The sequence below is a fragment of the Paenibacillus sp. FSL R10-2788 genome (assembly GCF_038003885.1).
In the GTDB taxonomy this organism is placed as follows: domain Bacteria; phylum Bacillota; class Bacilli; order Paenibacillales; family Paenibacillaceae; genus Paenibacillus_AQ; species Paenibacillus_AQ odorifer.
In genome coordinates, this window is sequence record NZ_JBBOQA010000001.1 from 587,535 (window position 1) to 601,916 (window position 14,382).

The window sequence follows — 14,382 nt, forward strand, 5'->3', positions numbered from 1 at the left end:
TAATGTGGATACCGGTACAAATCAACGAAAATAGTGCAGAGCCCCTCTATCATCAAATAGAGACTCAGCTTAGATCATTAATCATTAGCGGAGTCATTACAGAAGGTACGCTGCTGCCCTCAATTCGTGAGTTCGCAGGAGATCTGAAATGCAGTGTAATTACCGTGCGGCGGGTATATCAGGATCTGGAGAACGAAGGTTTGCTGCGAACGCGACAAGGAACAGGTACCTTTGTATCCCATGTAGGTGACGGAGCAATGGAAGAATATAAACGGGAAACGGTTGGCAAAGCACTTGAAAGTGCAGTGGATATCGGCCGATCGGTACATTGCAGCAAGGATGAACTTGAACAGATTTTTATGGAGATTGTAGAACGCAAGTATAGAGAAAAGGATTGAGAGGGGGGCGCTTACTCATATGGTACAGATGGCTATAGAATTGCGGAATGTACTTAAACGGCGGCGAAACAAGACGATAGGGCCGCTGACCCTGAATATGCCTAAAGGATATATTACAGCTTTGGTAGGTCAGAATGGTTCCGGCAAAAGCACACTGCTGAATCTGCTGATGCAGCTGACTAATCCAGAGGAAGGCGAGATATATTGGTTTGAGAACAGGTATGATAGCGGGTTGTCTCTGGAGCTTCGCCAGACCATTGCCTATGTTCCTGAAACGTCAATTACTGAGGAGAACCACTGGAATGCAGAGGAGGCAGCTCGATTTCGGAAGTATTGGTATCCAAATTGGGACGATCAATATTTTCAGGAGCTGATGGATCGCTTGGAGGTTCCGTATCATATGAGACTTTCGAAGATGTCTAAAGGGGAGCGTCGGAAATTCGAAATTGCTGCAGCACTTGCGGCGCGGCCAAGTCTGCTGCTATTGGATGAACCTTCATCAGGTCTTGATCCTTTTGCCTGGAAGATTATGATCGAGACACTTCGTAAATATATGGATGAGAACAACGCAACGATCATCATCTCCACACACATTGTGGATGAGGTGCGGCGGCTGGCGGATTATATCGTCCTTATGCATCGGGGAGAACTGCTGGGCATGGCTGAAAAAGACAGTCTGTTCGGTGCTTGGACCGAGGTTTGGGTGAATGCTGCGGATGAAGAGGAGCTTGCGGAGTTATCGGCTGAGTTGCCAGGAGGCTTGCACTTTACAATGGATACACCGGGTGTAGCTTCTTTTATCATAGAACAATTTTCTGAAAACGAGAAACGCATTCATAACTTGGGCGTAAAGGTTATCAAGAGCCGCAGTTTGGAACTGGACGAAATATTAAGTTTATGGACACAGGGTCATCGTCCTATTCTAATTGACCACAAGAGAGGGGACTAGAGAAATGGAAGCCTTAAAGCTGGAAAGTGTAGTTAAGCAATATGGAGAAAAAACCGCAGTAAACGGAATTAACCTAACTGTAGGTAAAGGGGAAATTTACGGATTACTGGGGGCGAACGGCGCGGGAAAAACAACCACGATGCGTATGGTACTCGGCCTAATCTACCCTGATGAGGGCAAAATTTTGTATAACGGGAAGCCTTTCAACAGTGAACTGCAGCAACTTATGGGTTATCTGCCCGAAGAACGCGGGCTATATCCTAAGGTGAAGATCAGCGATCAAATCGTTTACTTAGCCCGCCTGCGTGGGATGTCAGCTAGTGATGCAGATAAGAGCTTGCGCTATTGGCTGGATCGATTTGAGGTTCCGGATTATTACAATAAAAAGATAGAAGAGCTTTCCAAAGGAAATCAGCAAAAAATGGGCTTTATCGCCGCTGTCGTTCATAAACCGCAGATTCTGATTCTAGATGAAGCTTTCAGCGGGCTGGACCCAGTAAACGTGGAGCTGCTGAAAGATACGGTCAAAGAATTGCGTGATTCGGGAACAAGTATCCTTTTCTCTACGCACCGGATGGAGCATGTAGAAGAGCTGTGCCGTAACATTACGATTCTCGATCGTTCCAATACGGTCGTTCAAGGGGATATCCGCACGATCAAGAATGGCTACCCGCGGGAAGAAGTATTGCTGCGTACAGCTAATGAGGTAAAAGGTCTGGAGTCCATCGCAGGCGTTACAGCAGTGAAACGGCTGGAGCGTGGGTATCTGTTATCGATCAGTGAGATCGGTGCAGCACAGCGTATTTTACAGCAGGCGATAGCACAGGGTGAAGTGGAGCATTTTGAAATCAAGGAACCTACGTTAAACCAAATATTTATCAGAGCGGTGGGTGAATCTAATGAATAAGATGGGGACAATTATCGGCTTTACCTTTAAAAATAAAGTTAGAACGAAATCATTTATGATTACTACTTTGATTCTAGTATTATTGCTCAGCATAGGGATGAATCTTCCCTATATCATCGATCAGTTTAAGGGTGATTCGGCCAAAAGTGAAGTTACTCAAATTGCTGTGATTGCTGAAGAGGGAAATCAGGTTGCAGAATTGCTGAAGGCTTATACTGCGCCAGAGGGCATGCCACAGGCTAAGATAGTACAATATGCTTCTGCGGATGATGCCGAGTTAAAGAAAGCATTAGATGAAGAGACAGTAGAAGGTTATGTTACTTTTGCAGAACCTACTGGTGAAGGGCTTCCACCCGTTACTTATCACAGTAATGATGGGGAACTAAACGGAGATGTTCAAGTTTATCTTCAAAATGCACTTCAGCAAGCAAACACACAATTCATCGTTGGCGACAAGCTGACCTCTGAACAGATTGCTGCAATGTCAACACCAGTGCAGATTACTACACAACAGCTTAAGGCAGGCGGTGGCAGTGAAAGCTCTCAGGAGGACACTCCGGCCATTAACTACATTATCGTATATGCCATGCTTATGTTGTTCTTTATGTCCATTATGATGACAGGCAACATGATTGCCGCTGAGATAACCTCTGAGAAAAGCTCGCGGATTATGGAGATTCTCATTACAAGTGCCTCACCTTTAGCGCAAATGTTCGGTAAAGTTATCGGTGTTTTCCTAGTAGGAATATTGCAAATTGGGATCTTTGTCGCAGCGATCGTCGTCAATTTGACGCTCCCGCATAATGCGACTGTATTGGCTGATTTTGATCTCGATTTAGGCCAGCTCAATATTAACTTGCTGCTCTATGGATTTGTCTTGTACGTATTAGGTTACTTCCTCTATGCCTTGATGTATGCGGCTGTAGGTTCGATTGTCAGCCGTACGGAGGATCTCGGTCAGGCGGTAATGCCAATCATGATGTTAGGCTTCGTAGCGTTCTATGTTCCACTGTTCAGTATCTCCAATGCAGATACTCTAGTGGTTAAGATAGCGAGTTATGTACCTTTCACTTCACCATTGACGATGCTGCTCCGAATTGGTGTCGGTGAGGTGGCGATCTGGCAAGTCATTGTATCGCTGCTGATCCTGCTTGTGACTACCTTCATCTTCGGATGGCTGGCAGCCAAGATCTATCGTACCGGCGTACTGATGTACGGCAAACGCCCAAGTATTAAAGAAATCAGAAAAGCAATGAAAGCATACAAGATCTAAGAAGGCCCCATATAACTTTTAAGGAGTGCTAATGATGTCTACAAGCGAACAATATACCATTATGCTTTTAATGAGTTCGGTATCACTGGCTTCGGTTAGTAGAATGCTTCCGGATGGCTCCACTTTTATGGATTTCGTTCAAGGCGTATTGACCGGTGTTGCTATAGTGGGGATGTTGGCAGGATTGTGGATGTACAGTAAGGCGCGTAAGAGTAAGGCACAATAGTAGGTACTGAATTTTCGGGGGGGATCCTAACAGCCATTTATGGTTGCTGGGATATCCCCGTTTTTGCGTTGGCAATCTCTTTGTATACGAGCTGATATAGCTAACGGACCCAGCAACACTTAAATGCAACAATCATCGAGATTTGGCAAGATATCGGACACAATAGTCGCTATTGGCATGAAAAACGGTGAATTAGTAGCTCTTTTAACCAAATAGTTGCACTGGAGTCCGATACTATGCTCAAAAGGCGATAAACGTGCAAATAATGTCATCTGGGTCCGTAAGCCTTGCCTTGGTGGAAGATGATTAGGGCCTGCTTGAAGACGATCCGAGACGCTCATCGCTCGGGATTTCTACTGGAGTCCGAACGCCGGCCAAATTTGAGGAAAAGCTTCAATTAAAGGCTCCTGAGTCCGTTAGATGCTTCATGCGCTTAAAGATCGTCTGAATTCTAGTCAGTGACTAAATTATAGAAAGATTTGCGCTCGTTCGTATATCCGCTTGGTCGGTCATCTGCTCCCGTACAGCTCTAAGCTGTGCTTTCAGTGCAGGAACACTTTTTTGCAGAATAATGCTTATTTGAGAAAGAGGCAGCTTTAAGCCGTACCACAATACCTTCACAAGCTGTTCCTCCCAAGGTAATCCCTTAGCCGATAGAAGAGAGCGCCGGGCAAAAGAATCAGCACACTGGCGAATACAAGTGCGGTAAGCGTGGATAGAGAATAACTGAGGGTCGAAGTTATCCTGACGATATATTTTATGAAGCTCTGTGAAGGTGCGGATAGTAACCTTGTCTGCCTCATTAGATTGTTCTAATAACATGGAACTGAGTACGTAGACTTCATTAGTATACTTTTGAACACACTCTGCAAATTTAGCACTGTAGGTGGACACGGGAGGTAAGGGGTCAGGCATGGTGAACACGATCCTTTCAGAATGAGAGATTTGCTTGAATCTATAATATAGAAAAGTAAGAGATGGATTTATTGATAAGATCGGCGGTGTCTGGTTCCGGGCAACTGTGTTTCTGCTGGGAGGCAGTGGATAAAGCTTTGGAAGGTTTGTAGTAGAGCCGTTCACTTCTGGAATTGCTCCCCCCAGCTGCAACACTGTACAGACGCCCTTGCTGAATATGCCCTGCCAAGGATTTACCCTGGAGCTTGGCCTTTAAATCCTGCAAAGCACCCTGAACTAGCTCAAGCTTAACCTGCTCCCAATCTGAACCTTCGCGGCGGACCTTATCCAGCGCTTCCTCAAGACGGCAATGACAGATAGCCCGTAAAAAAAGAACTCCATTTAATGAGATCGAAATTTTTGGTGTTGGCAGAGATTAGACAAGCCCCCCAACTGCAACCTCCCTTACAGGTGAGCTTCAGAATACCATAACGGCAGCCTTCAGCCCCTTCCATTCCATAGTGAATAGGCTCGGGTTCATCCAATACAAATACTTCAATGCGGGATAGTCTGCGCTGGTCCATAGTAGGGTTCCTCCTTAGATTTCCAAAAGCTTTAAGTCTACATGATGAGTGACACTAGCCTTTTCTACACAGGCGAGCATTTCCATTTTATTCTCACAGACTGCGGTATGCTCTAGCCATAGTCGGAACTTCTCTTTCCGTATAACAGATAGATGTAAGGGAAAGGTGCTGCGGGATCTCAAGACATACCAACCGGCGCTTACATCTTTCCAAGGCTCCTTGAAGGCTGTAAACCACGGGAGTTTTTGATGCGATGACCAATCCTGCTGCTGTTGTTGTTCTCGAATTTTTTTATATATTTCATATACAATCTTAGAGTCTAAACAGTCTTTACAAGAAGAAGGTGTACTGAATTGGCGAAGGGCTTGGATCTGGTTCTGGCCAAATGCATAACCTACAATGTACCTGTGATTATTTTCTTCGAACCACAAGGCCCCGAAACAAACGTAATTTAGACTTATCGGCTCAAGCAGCCCTTGATGTATCCCTAAATAATAGTGCTTCAAAACATTCACCCCATCCAGCGTGCTATCACCTAATAGGCTCAGGTAACGCAAAAACCGCAGCAAGAGGAGGACCTCTGCTGCGGTTTTGGATTACAGGCAGATATACCTGGGCCAAAGCGTGGCGGATCAAGGGTCTCTCTCTTTACGCTTACGAGGTTAGCTGTCGGATTCGGACGGTGAGAGTCGCCCTACCTATTGAGACTTACGCAGTCTCCTTTGGATTCACCCCAAGTAGGCCAGGTGGCCTGATGGTTCCCCCGTTCCCTGCGAATGCAGGAACTCAGCGTTGATTGTTTTTCATGAATTAGATTCAACCCGAATCATACTCTTTTCAAGATTTTCTGTAAAAAACGGAAAATGTTCTTTTAGAGCGATTTTAACCATATCCTGCCGACTACGACTGAAAAACGAGGTAAATAGGTATTTATGGCGTGTTATCGCGCCTCTTTCTCGCTCAACCTCAGCTTCTTGCGTTTCAACCTATAAAGGGAATTTGCAGTATTTTCGCTCTAAAAAGGTGAATAAAATCACATGGGTTATAGATAGCGATTAAACGCTCGAAACTCGAGTAAACAAGAGATATAGAGAGATTAGATATCAAGTAAGCGCTATCTAATGGGAAAATAGTTTTTAATTTGCATTATTTTGGCATCATTCAGGTTTTACAAGTCTTCGTGCATAAGAGTATGATTACTCCTGTTTCAACGACAATCGAATATTTGATCCGCTTAATTTCCGATAAGGAAAGCGGGGGAACCAACAATCGGCAGCCGATGTGAGAGTCGGAAGCTGATTATGGGGTGAATCCTGTAGAGGGTGCGAGTGAGCTCGCATCTATACAGGTAGGGCGACTCTCACCGCCCGAATCCGACAGCTAACCTCGTAAGCGTATGGAGAGAGGATGAGTGCAATGTGACCGCTAGCGAGCCACAGAGGAGATCCTTTGTGGCTTTTTGCTGTGCTCTTAGAAGCAAAGCATTTATGGAGGCCTCCCCCAAGAGGTCGCTAAATTCATCATTAGCGGTATTTGTAAGGCAGCGTCTAATGACGTGACACAACCGAGCTTTAGGTTGTGCCCGAAAATGACGATAGGTCAACATCCTTTCGGAGATTTTCGTTGCCTCCTTGTTGTAAATGAGCAGGAGGAGAAAAAAGAGATGACGGATCAGAATGAATATGTGCTTGTATGTGCGCCTACAAAGGCGGGAGAACATTTCATTAAACTTCTGAAGTTCAGGGGTATTAAGATGGCGGGATTAACCAACAATCTGGCTGAGAAAGCTTTACTAGAGGAGCTCGGAATCGAGCAGGTTATTCTAGTGGATACCCGCCATCAGAGCACTTGGTTTCGCCCATCGTTCCCGGTAGGCAGGGTATATCTGTTTGAGAGCAGCTTTCCGCTTTGCTGCCGCTATATTCAGATGTGCCGTACCTGGACGACACAGCCAATTTTTGTGATTACAAGTTCTATAAATCCTAGATTGGTCTATAAAAGACTTGGTGCGAGCTATGTAATCTATTCCCATAGTGGTGATGCTGATTTTCTAATCGATAGATCACCTCATCAAGGATAATGGAAGGAGTGCGGAAGATATGATGGATCTGTATATGGTGGCTTCGTTAGCTGTAATTTACGGGTTATTTTATGGCTTTATGCGCTGGTGCGCAGGTGTAGTTGAGGATACGGGGAGGGATAAGCTGTGATTCTAGTAATCGCTGTTACCCTACTGTTGTTTATATATCTGGTTTACGCGTTGATTCATCCTGAGAAATTTTAAGGAGGGGCATTCATGGGCATTTTGCAAATAGTCGTCGTAATTGTAATTCTCATCTTGCTGGTCAAGCCGATGGGAACGTATTTATATCATGTATTTTCTAACGAACCGAATCGTACGCATCGCTGGTTTGCAGGCACAGAGAAAGGTATTTATAAGCTGATCGGCCTGAAAAAACGGGACGGAATGTCCTGGAAGAAGTATGCACTCAGCTTTGTTTTAACTAATATCGTACTGGTTGCTTTCAGTTATATTTTTCTAAGATTACAGCGGGGATTGCCGCTGAACCCGAATGGAATTGCCGATATGGAACAGACGCTTTCATTTAATACGGTGATCAGCTTTATGACCAATACGAACCTGCAGCATTATAGCGGGGAGACGGGATTATCGTATTTTTCACAAATGGCAGTCATTACGATGATGATGTTCACGTCTGCAGCGAGCGGATTTTCTGTTGCGGTTGCTTTTGTCAGAGGGATTACAGGACAGAAATCAGTCGGGAACTTTTTCGAGGACTTCGTAAAAGCACATATTCGTGTATTCATTCCATTAGCTCTGCTAGTTTCATTGGTGCTGGTAGGATTGCATGTGCCACAAACGCTCAAGCCATCGCTTGAGGTCACTACACTTGAAGGGCAGACGCAACAAATCGCTATCGGTCCAGTCGCTTCTTTGGAATCAATTAAACACTTAGGTACGAATGGTGGCGGCTTCTTCGGAGCCAATTCAGCACATCCTTTTGAGAACCCTAATCCACTTACGAACGTTCTGGAGATTCTCTCTATGTGGATGCTGCCAGCCTCTTTGCCATATATGTACGGATTGTTCGCTAAGAACAAACGTCAGGGCTGGGTGATTTTCACAGCAATGATGACCTTGTTCGTACTACTGCTGGGATTGAATTATTATGCGGAAACCAAAGGCAATCCAGCTATCAATACGCTGGGGATCGAGTCTTCGCAAGGCAGCATGGAAGGTAAAGAGGTACGTTTTGGGATCCCGCAATCTTCGTTGTTCACTTCGGTAACAACGGCAGCTACGACAGGTAGTGTTAACAATATGCATGATACGCTGACACCGCTGGGTGGCATTACCCCTCTGGCCCTAATGATGCTCAACAACGTCTTCGGGGGAAAAGGTGTCGGACTAATCAATATGCTGATGTATGCCATCATGGGTGTCTTCTTATGTGGACTAATGGTTGGCAGAACACCAGAGTTTCTCGGGCGAAAGATAGAAGCCAAGGAGATGAAGCTAATTGCGATTGCTATCCTTGTGCATCCGTTCATTATCCTTGTACCAACAGCAGGTGCGTTCTTAACGGACTTGGGCAACGGTTCCATCACGAATCCCGGATTCCATGGGCTTAGCCAAGTGTTATATGAATATGTCTCTTCTGCCGCGAACAATGGTTCAGGATTTGAAGGGCTTGCGGACAACACCACCTTTTGGAATGTTACAACCGGGATCGTAATGCTGCTTGGCCGTTATGTCTCTATAATCGCGATGCTGGCAGTTGCAGGCTCACTGATCCAGAAGAAGCCAGTTCCTGAGACGATTGGCACATTCCGCACAGACAATGGTCTGTTCACCGGAATTCTGATTGGTACCGTAGTAATTATCGGTGCGCTGACGTTTCTGCCGGTCATTGTGCTCGGCCCGATTGCAGAATATTTGACCTTACGGTAGGAAGAGGGAGAACAAGATGAGTACTGTAAAAAGAAAAAAGCTGCTGACGGGACCCATACTCCTAAGCGCTGTAAAGGATAGCTTTATTAAGCTTAACCCGGTGACGTTAATCAAAAATCCGGTCATGTTCGTAGTCGAAATCGGTACGATTATTGTATTGCTTATGGTACTGGCCCCCGGATATTTTAATGCAGAGAAATCGGTAGGCTTCAATATCACAGTGTTGTTTATTCTGCTATTCACAGTGCTGTTTGCCAACTTCGCTGAAGCGCTGGCTGAAGGCCGCGGGAAAGCCCAGGCGGATTCACTCAAGAAAACGAAACAGGATATCACAGCTAACAAACTCGTTGGAGGGTCTGTGAAGACCGTTTCTTCTTCCGAGCTTCGTAAAGGAGATATTGTCATCGTCAGTCAGGGAGAACTTATCCCTGGCGATGGTGAAGTAATTGAAGGGCTGGCCTCCGTAGATGAATCTGCAATTACAGGTGAATCTGCACCTGTTATTAAGGAAGCCGGCGGAGATTTCGGCTCAGTCACAGGCGGCACCCGGGTAGTCAGTGATGAGATTAAAGTCAAAATTACCAGTGATCCCGGTGAGTCATTCCTGGATCGGATGATCTCCCTCGTTGAAGGGGCGAAACGCCAAAAGACACCCAATGAAATTGCACTAAATACACTTTTGATCAGTCTGACGTTGATTTTCCTGATTGTAGTAGTGACCTTGCGGCCTATTGCGACTTATCTGGGCGTTGATCTAGATATTCCTGTTATGATCGCCTTGCTGGTCTGTCTGATCCCGACCACAATCGGGGGACTGCTCTCCGCTATCGGGATAGCAGGGATGGACCGCGTCACACAGTTTAATGTCCTTGCTATGTCAGGGAAGGCCGTTGAAGCTGCCGGCGACATTAATACAATGATTCTAGATAAGACCGGTACGATTACTTTCGGAAACCGGATGGCGAGTGATTTTGTGCCAGTTGGAGATGAAACGGAAGCTGAGCTTACGGCTTGGGCAGCTATTAGTTCGCTAAAGGATGAGACTCCGGAAGGACGTTCTGTTATTGAGCTGGCTAAGAAGCTGGAGCGTAGCTATGACAGCAAACTTGCTGAAGGCGGAGAGTTCGTAGAGTTTAAGGCTGAGACCCGGATGAGTGGTATAGATCTGCGTGATGGACGATCTGTTCGTAAAGGGGCAGTCGATTCCGTGAAGAAATGGGTACAGTCGAAGGGCGGAGTCATTCCCGCGAACCTCGACAGTAATTCCGATGCTATCGCTCGGATGGGGGGGACCCCGCTTGCTGTTGCGGTAGACAACCGGATTTATGGACTTATTTACTTAAAGGATACAGTTAAGCCAGGCATGAAAGAGCGGTTTGATGAGCTGCGAAAAATGGGAATCAAGACTATCATGTGTACAGGGGACAATCCGCTGACCGCAGCTACTATTGCCCGTGAAGCAGGGGTAGATGATTTTATTGCAGAGAGTACACCTGAGGATAAAATAGCGGTTATCCGCCGTGAGCAGAACGAAGGCAAGCTGGTGGCAATGACTGGTGATGGTACGAATGACGCACCTGCCCTTGCCCAAGCTGATGTGGGCTTAGCGATGAACAGTGGGACTACAGCCGCTAAGGAAGCAGCAAACATGGTTGATCTGGACTCCGATCCCTCGAAGATCATTGAGGTTGTAGCTATTGGTAAACAGCTACTGATGACGCGGGGCGCGTTGACAACGTTCAGTATTGCGAATGATATCGCTAAATACTTCGCAATTATTCCGGCAATGTTCATGCTCGCCATTCCTGAAATGGAAGCCCTGAATGTCATGGGATTGGGTTCACCTAGCTCGGCAATTATATCTGCATTAATATTTAATGCGATTATTATTCCGCTGCTGATCCCATTGGCTATGAAAGGTGTCTCGTATAAAGCGATGAGTTCTACGAAGCTGCTGGGACGTAATATTTTTATCTATGGTTTAGGTGGAGTAGTCGTTCCTTTTGCGGGCATCAAGCTTATTGATTTGCTCGTAAGTGTATGGATATAACAACGGATTGACTAATCATTGAAAGGGTGAGAGCATCGTGAATAACAGAAAATCGATTGCGGACGCTGAAGAACAGTTGTCATCATCGAAGGGTGCTAATTTCTTTATTATATTACGGCTATGTCTAGTGTTTATTGTTCTTTGCGGAGTGATTTATCCTCTGACTACTACAGCGATTGCTCAAGTTCTGATGCCATCGCAAGCGAACGGCAGTCAGTTGAAGAATGACGCTGGAGTAGTTGTGGGCTCAGAACTCATCGGGCAAAGCTTTACGGACCCGGCATTATTCCATGGCCGTGTATCCAGCATTGATTATAAAGCGGAAGCCTCAGGCTCCAATAACTACGGCCCATCCAACCCGGATATGCTGCAGCGGACGAAGGATTCCATCACACAGTGGCAGCTGGATAATCCGGATGTGCCTGTAAACAAGCTGCCGGTTGATTTAGTAACCAACTCGGGTTCAGGTCTTGATCCGCATATCACTCCTGCGTCGGCAATTGTGCAGATTCCCCGGATCAGTAATTTGACTGGGATTCCAGCCGCGCAGCTGGAAGAGCTAGTGAATAAGCAGACCGAAGGTCGCGATCTAGGGCTGTTTGGTGAAAAGCGGGTAAATGTTCTGAAGCTGAACATGGAGCTGCAGAAATTAACGAACAAATAAATATAGCTAATATCCCTGCCCGATTGTTCAAACTGGGTCAGGGATATCTTGCTTTCTGGCATAGAAGAGTGAATGTGTGAACGGGTTATTAAGGAGTGGTCTTGATGGGAACATATCGGAGGAAGACGCCGGAGGAACTGCTGCTCTCTATTTATGAGCTGCATCGTGGACGCCTGAAGATCTATATAGGTCCGGTCAGTGGATCAGGCAAGACCTATCAGATGCTGCGTGAGGGTCAGGCGCTGAAAGCACAGGGCATCGATGTTGTAATCTGTGCGGTTTCAACCAACCAGAGTCCAGAAACAAGGGATCAGCTGGGTGACTTGGAACGGATTCCAAGTATTCATTGGTTTCAGAAGGAGATCGAGAAGAAGGATCTGGACGTGGAGGCCATTGTGGCGCGTAATCCAGAGGTTGTACTGACCGATGGATTGGCTCATCATAATCGCGAGGGTGCGGAGAGATCGACTAGGCTGGAGGATATCAAATATTTATTGGGCTGTGGAATTAGTGTCATCACAACTGTAAACGTATACGAGCTGGAAGGCGCAGCAGATCTTGCGCGGAAGTGGACGGGGATTGAGGTGGAATATTCCTTGCCTGCGGAAGTGCTCACCCTTGCAGATGATATCGTTCTAATTGATGTGACTCCGGAAAAGATACTTCAACGTTTGTCCGAAGGACATTTGGGCAAGAAGCAGCGGACTTCGCTTTTTAACAAAGGGAATCTAAGCAAGCTGCGGGAGCTGGCGCTGAGAATGGTTGCGGAGGATGTTAATGGTTCGCTGGAGAAGCATCGGGAGGAGCAAGGATTGCTGGGGGCTTCGGGGATTGCCGAAAAAGTGTTGGTGTCCGCACAGTATTATTGGAATGGCTCGATTCATATCCGCCGTGGGCAGCAAATCGCTAAACGGTTAAACGGAGATCTGGCGGTGGTATCCTTCTGGAAGCAGGGCCTGACGCCCTCTAAGGAAGCAGCAACCTTCAAGCGATCCCTATGGAAGCTGACTGAGAAGATTGGGGCCTCGATGGAGGAGATTTCTTTTCGCTCGAAGAGGGAGATTCCGGGACTTCTAGTGAAATACGCTATCCAGCATAATATTACCCGTATCGTTATGGGTCACTCTAAGCAAACGGCGTGGCAGGAGCTGTGGAAGGGTTCGATTGCTAACTCATTGTTAAAGCAAATCCGCGGAGTAGATGTGTTTTTCGTGGCTGATCGTGCTGAGCGTGAGGGAGAACGTGTTCTTCCTACCCGGCAGAGCCGAAATGAGCGGAAAGCTGATGCTTATCACAGATTAAGCACTCAGGAAGTAAAGGATAAAATCGATGCGATTCGTGGGGGCACATTTAAAGTGTACATTGGTGCTGCTCCCGGGGTGGGCAAGACTTATAAGATGCTGCGAGAAGGAAATGATCTCTTAAAGAGAGGGATCGATGTTGTTATTGGACTACTAGAAACGCATGGACGTAAAGAAACGCTTGAACAGATCGGTGAGCTGGAGATCCTTCCGCGACTGAGCATTGACTATCGGGGGACTGTCCTTGAGGAAATGGATACGGCAGCTATTATTAAGCGTAATCCGGAGGTCGTACTGGTAGATGAACTGGCACATACCAATATGCCGGGCAGCAAGCATAAGAAGCGGTATATGGATGTTATGGAGTTATTGGATGCGGGGATCTCTGTAATCTCCACAGTGAATGTTCAGCATTTAGAAAGCTTGAATGATGCGGTAGAACAAATTACCGGAGTTAGAGTTAGAGAGACTTTCCCGGACAGCATTCTGCAACGGGCCGACGAAGTTGAACTTATCGATGTATCTCCTAAAACACTGCAAGAGCGGATGAAGGATGGGAAAATATATGCGATGACCAAAGTGGATCAGGCGCTGGGGGCTTTTTTCAAAATCGGCAATCTAATCGCCCTCCGTGAACTGGCGCTGCGGGAAATTGCTGATGATGTGGATGAACGTCTGGAGGCCTGGGAACGTGTCGGGTCGCTGCGGGGACCTTGGCGGCGGCAGGAAGTGATCTATGTGTGCATCACCTTAGGAGATCATGCGGAACGTCTGATTCGGCGAGGTTTTCGGATTGCCTATCGTCTAAAAGCTTGCTGGTATGTTACGTACGTACAGGAATATAAGCAGAGCGGGCCTTCTTACGATAAACGAATTAATGATTTGAAAGAATTGACGGAACGACTGGGTGGAACGTTTAAGATGATTCCTAACGTGCTCCCGGCACGAGTGTCTTCCTTGCTGCTTGAAAGGTCTCAAGCCTTACAGAGCACACAGATTATTATCGGCCAATCTCAACGCTCCTGGGTACGTAAATGGCTGCGTGGGGATGTCACTAAGCAGATTCTGCGTTCGGCCAGAAATGTAGATGTACTGGTCGTGGCAAATCTTATGCGTGAGGAACCTTAAGCTTTAGAACAATGAAAAAAGGGGATTCCTAGCCA

Annotated in this window: 14 protein-coding genes and 2 riboswitches; of the genes, 11 read left to right on the forward strand and 3 right to left on the reverse strand. The window is 46.4% G+C overall.

What is annotated here, in order from left to right; translation table 11 throughout:
- Positions 1–2: 2 nt before the first annotated feature.
- The 5 genes from NSQ50_RS02620 to NSQ50_RS02640 are packed head-to-tail and all read left to right on the forward strand — an operon-like array spanning position 3 to position 3,753.
- On the forward strand, positions 3–398 hold the full coding sequence (locus NSQ50_RS02620) for a GntR family transcriptional regulator (RefSeq protein ID WP_036676688.1): 396 nt from the start codon (positions 3–5) through the stop codon (positions 396–398).
- A 19-nt stretch (positions 399–417) separates the two neighbouring features.
- Positions 418–1,347: an ATP-binding cassette domain-containing protein gene (locus NSQ50_RS02625; RefSeq protein WP_036676691.1), complete on the forward strand. Its 930-nt coding sequence runs from the start codon at positions 418–420 to the stop codon at positions 1,345–1,347.
- A gap of 4 nt (positions 1,348–1,351) precedes the next feature.
- Positions 1,352–2,254 (forward strand): ABC transporter ATP-binding protein, encoded by a 903-nt coding sequence (locus NSQ50_RS02630; RefSeq protein WP_036676693.1) that lies wholly within the window; start codon positions 1,352–1,354, stop codon positions 2,252–2,254.
- Positions 2,247–3,527 carry an ABC transporter permease gene (locus NSQ50_RS02635; protein WP_076141852.1) on the forward strand — a complete coding sequence of 427 codons (1,281 nt, stop codon included), beginning with the start codon at positions 2,247–2,249 and terminating at the stop codon, positions 3,525–3,527. The genes NSQ50_RS02630 and NSQ50_RS02635 overlap by 8 nt, the downstream gene beginning before the upstream one ends.
- Before the next feature lie 31 nt (positions 3,528–3,558).
- Positions 3,559–3,753, forward strand: a complete 195-nt coding sequence (locus NSQ50_RS02640; protein WP_143761263.1) for a hypothetical protein — start codon at positions 3,559–3,561, stop codon at positions 3,751–3,753.
- Positions 3,754–4,215: 462 nt separating this feature from the next.
- On the opposite strand, the gene NSQ50_RS02645 is transcribed toward NSQ50_RS02640, so the two are convergent.
- The 3 genes from NSQ50_RS02645 to NSQ50_RS02655 all read right to left on the reverse strand — a co-directional run bounded on the left by NSQ50_RS02645 (position 4,216) and on the right by NSQ50_RS02655 (position 5,800).
- A complete protein-coding gene (locus tag NSQ50_RS02645) occupies positions 4,216–4,863 on the reverse strand; it encodes a hypothetical protein (protein WP_076223400.1) in 648 nt (215 codons plus the stop codon).
- A 143-nt stretch (positions 4,864–5,006) separates the two neighbouring features.
- Entirely contained in the window at positions 5,007–5,231 is a 225-nt protein-coding gene (locus NSQ50_RS02650; RefSeq protein ID WP_076223397.1) for a hypothetical protein, read from the reverse strand.
- A 14-nt stretch (positions 5,232–5,245) separates the two neighbouring features.
- The gene (locus NSQ50_RS02655) at positions 5,246–5,800 is read right to left on the reverse strand and encodes a hypothetical protein (RefSeq protein WP_036676704.1); all 555 of its coding nucleotides are present in this window, start codon (positions 5,798–5,800) and stop codon (positions 5,246–5,248) included.
- A 68-nt stretch (positions 5,801–5,868) separates the two neighbouring features.
- A riboswitch (cyclic di-AMP (ydaO/yuaA leader) is annotated at positions 5,869–6,033 on the reverse strand.
- A 419-nt stretch (positions 6,034–6,452) separates the two neighbouring features.
- Positions 6,453–6,642, forward strand: a riboswitch (cyclic di-AMP (ydaO/yuaA leader).
- 177 nt (positions 6,643–6,819) lie between these two features.
- Between NSQ50_RS02655 and NSQ50_RS02660 the strand changes: the two genes are divergently transcribed.
- The 6 genes from NSQ50_RS02660 (at position 6,820) to NSQ50_RS02680 (ending at position 14,347) form a co-directional block, all read left to right on the forward strand.
- Positions 6,820–7,311 (forward strand): hypothetical protein, encoded by a 492-nt coding sequence (locus NSQ50_RS02660; protein WP_306083442.1) that lies wholly within the window; start codon positions 6,820–6,822, stop codon positions 7,309–7,311.
- A gap of 126 nt (positions 7,312–7,437) precedes the next feature.
- Positions 7,438–7,515, forward strand: coding sequence for a K(+)-transporting ATPase subunit F (gene kdpF / locus NSQ50_RS31545; RefSeq protein WP_076101420.1), 78 nt, complete (start codon positions 7,438–7,440; stop codon positions 7,513–7,515).
- A gap of 12 nt (positions 7,516–7,527) precedes the next feature.
- On the forward strand, positions 7,528–9,204 hold the full coding sequence (gene kdpA, locus NSQ50_RS02665; protein ID WP_076223394.1) for a potassium-transporting ATPase subunit KdpA: 1,677 nt from the start codon (positions 7,528–7,530) through the stop codon (positions 9,202–9,204).
- Between the two features lie 16 nt (positions 9,205–9,220).
- Positions 9,221–11,254, forward strand: a complete 2,034-nt coding sequence (gene kdpB / locus NSQ50_RS02670) for a potassium-transporting ATPase subunit KdpB (protein WP_076138246.1) — start codon at positions 9,221–9,223, stop codon at positions 11,252–11,254.
- Between the two features lie 76 nt (positions 11,255–11,330).
- A complete protein-coding gene (kdpC, locus tag NSQ50_RS02675; protein WP_076124738.1) occupies positions 11,331–11,918 on the forward strand; it encodes a potassium-transporting ATPase subunit KdpC in 588 nt (195 codons plus the stop codon).
- Between the two features lie 104 nt (positions 11,919–12,022).
- Positions 12,023–14,347 carry a histidine kinase gene (locus NSQ50_RS02680; protein WP_076220122.1) on the forward strand — a complete coding sequence of 775 codons (2,325 nt, stop codon included), beginning with the start codon at positions 12,023–12,025 and terminating at the stop codon, positions 14,345–14,347.
- Positions 14,348–14,382: the final 35 nt, after the last annotated feature.

What these genes read in the sequence shown, in the direction of transcription:
- NSQ50_RS02620 (WP_036676688.1), top strand. Translation starts at nt 3, where the DNA reads ATGTGGATACCGGTACAAATCAACGAAAATAGTGCAGAGCCCCTCTAT.
- NSQ50_RS02625 (WP_036676691.1), top strand. Translation starts at nt 418, where the DNA reads ATGGTACAGATGGCTATAGAATTGCGGAATGTACTTAAACGGCGGCGA.
- NSQ50_RS02630 (WP_036676693.1), top strand. Translation starts at nt 1,352, where the DNA reads ATGGAAGCCTTAAAGCTGGAAAGTGTAGTTAAGCAATATGGAGAAAAA.
- NSQ50_RS02635 (WP_076141852.1), top strand. Translation starts at nt 2,247, where the DNA reads ATGAATAAGATGGGGACAATTATCGGCTTTACCTTTAAAAATAAAGTT.
- NSQ50_RS02640 (WP_143761263.1), top strand. Translation starts at nt 3,559, where the DNA reads ATGATGTCTACAAGCGAACAATATACCATTATGCTTTTAATGAGTTCG.
- NSQ50_RS02650 (WP_076223397.1), bottom strand. Translation starts at nt 5,231, where the DNA reads ATGGACCAGCGCAGACTATCCCGCATTGAAGTATTTGTATTGGATGAA.
- NSQ50_RS02660 (WP_306083442.1), top strand. Translation starts at nt 6,820, where the DNA reads ATGACGATAGGTCAACATCCTTTCGGAGATTTTCGTTGCCTCCTTGTT.
- kdpA (WP_076223394.1), top strand. Translation starts at nt 7,528, where the DNA reads ATGGGCATTTTGCAAATAGTCGTCGTAATTGTAATTCTCATCTTGCTG.
- kdpB (WP_076138246.1), top strand. Translation starts at nt 9,221, where the DNA reads ATGAGTACTGTAAAAAGAAAAAAGCTGCTGACGGGACCCATACTCCTA.
- NSQ50_RS02680 (WP_076220122.1), top strand. Translation starts at nt 12,023, where the DNA reads ATGGGAACATATCGGAGGAAGACGCCGGAGGAACTGCTGCTCTCTATT.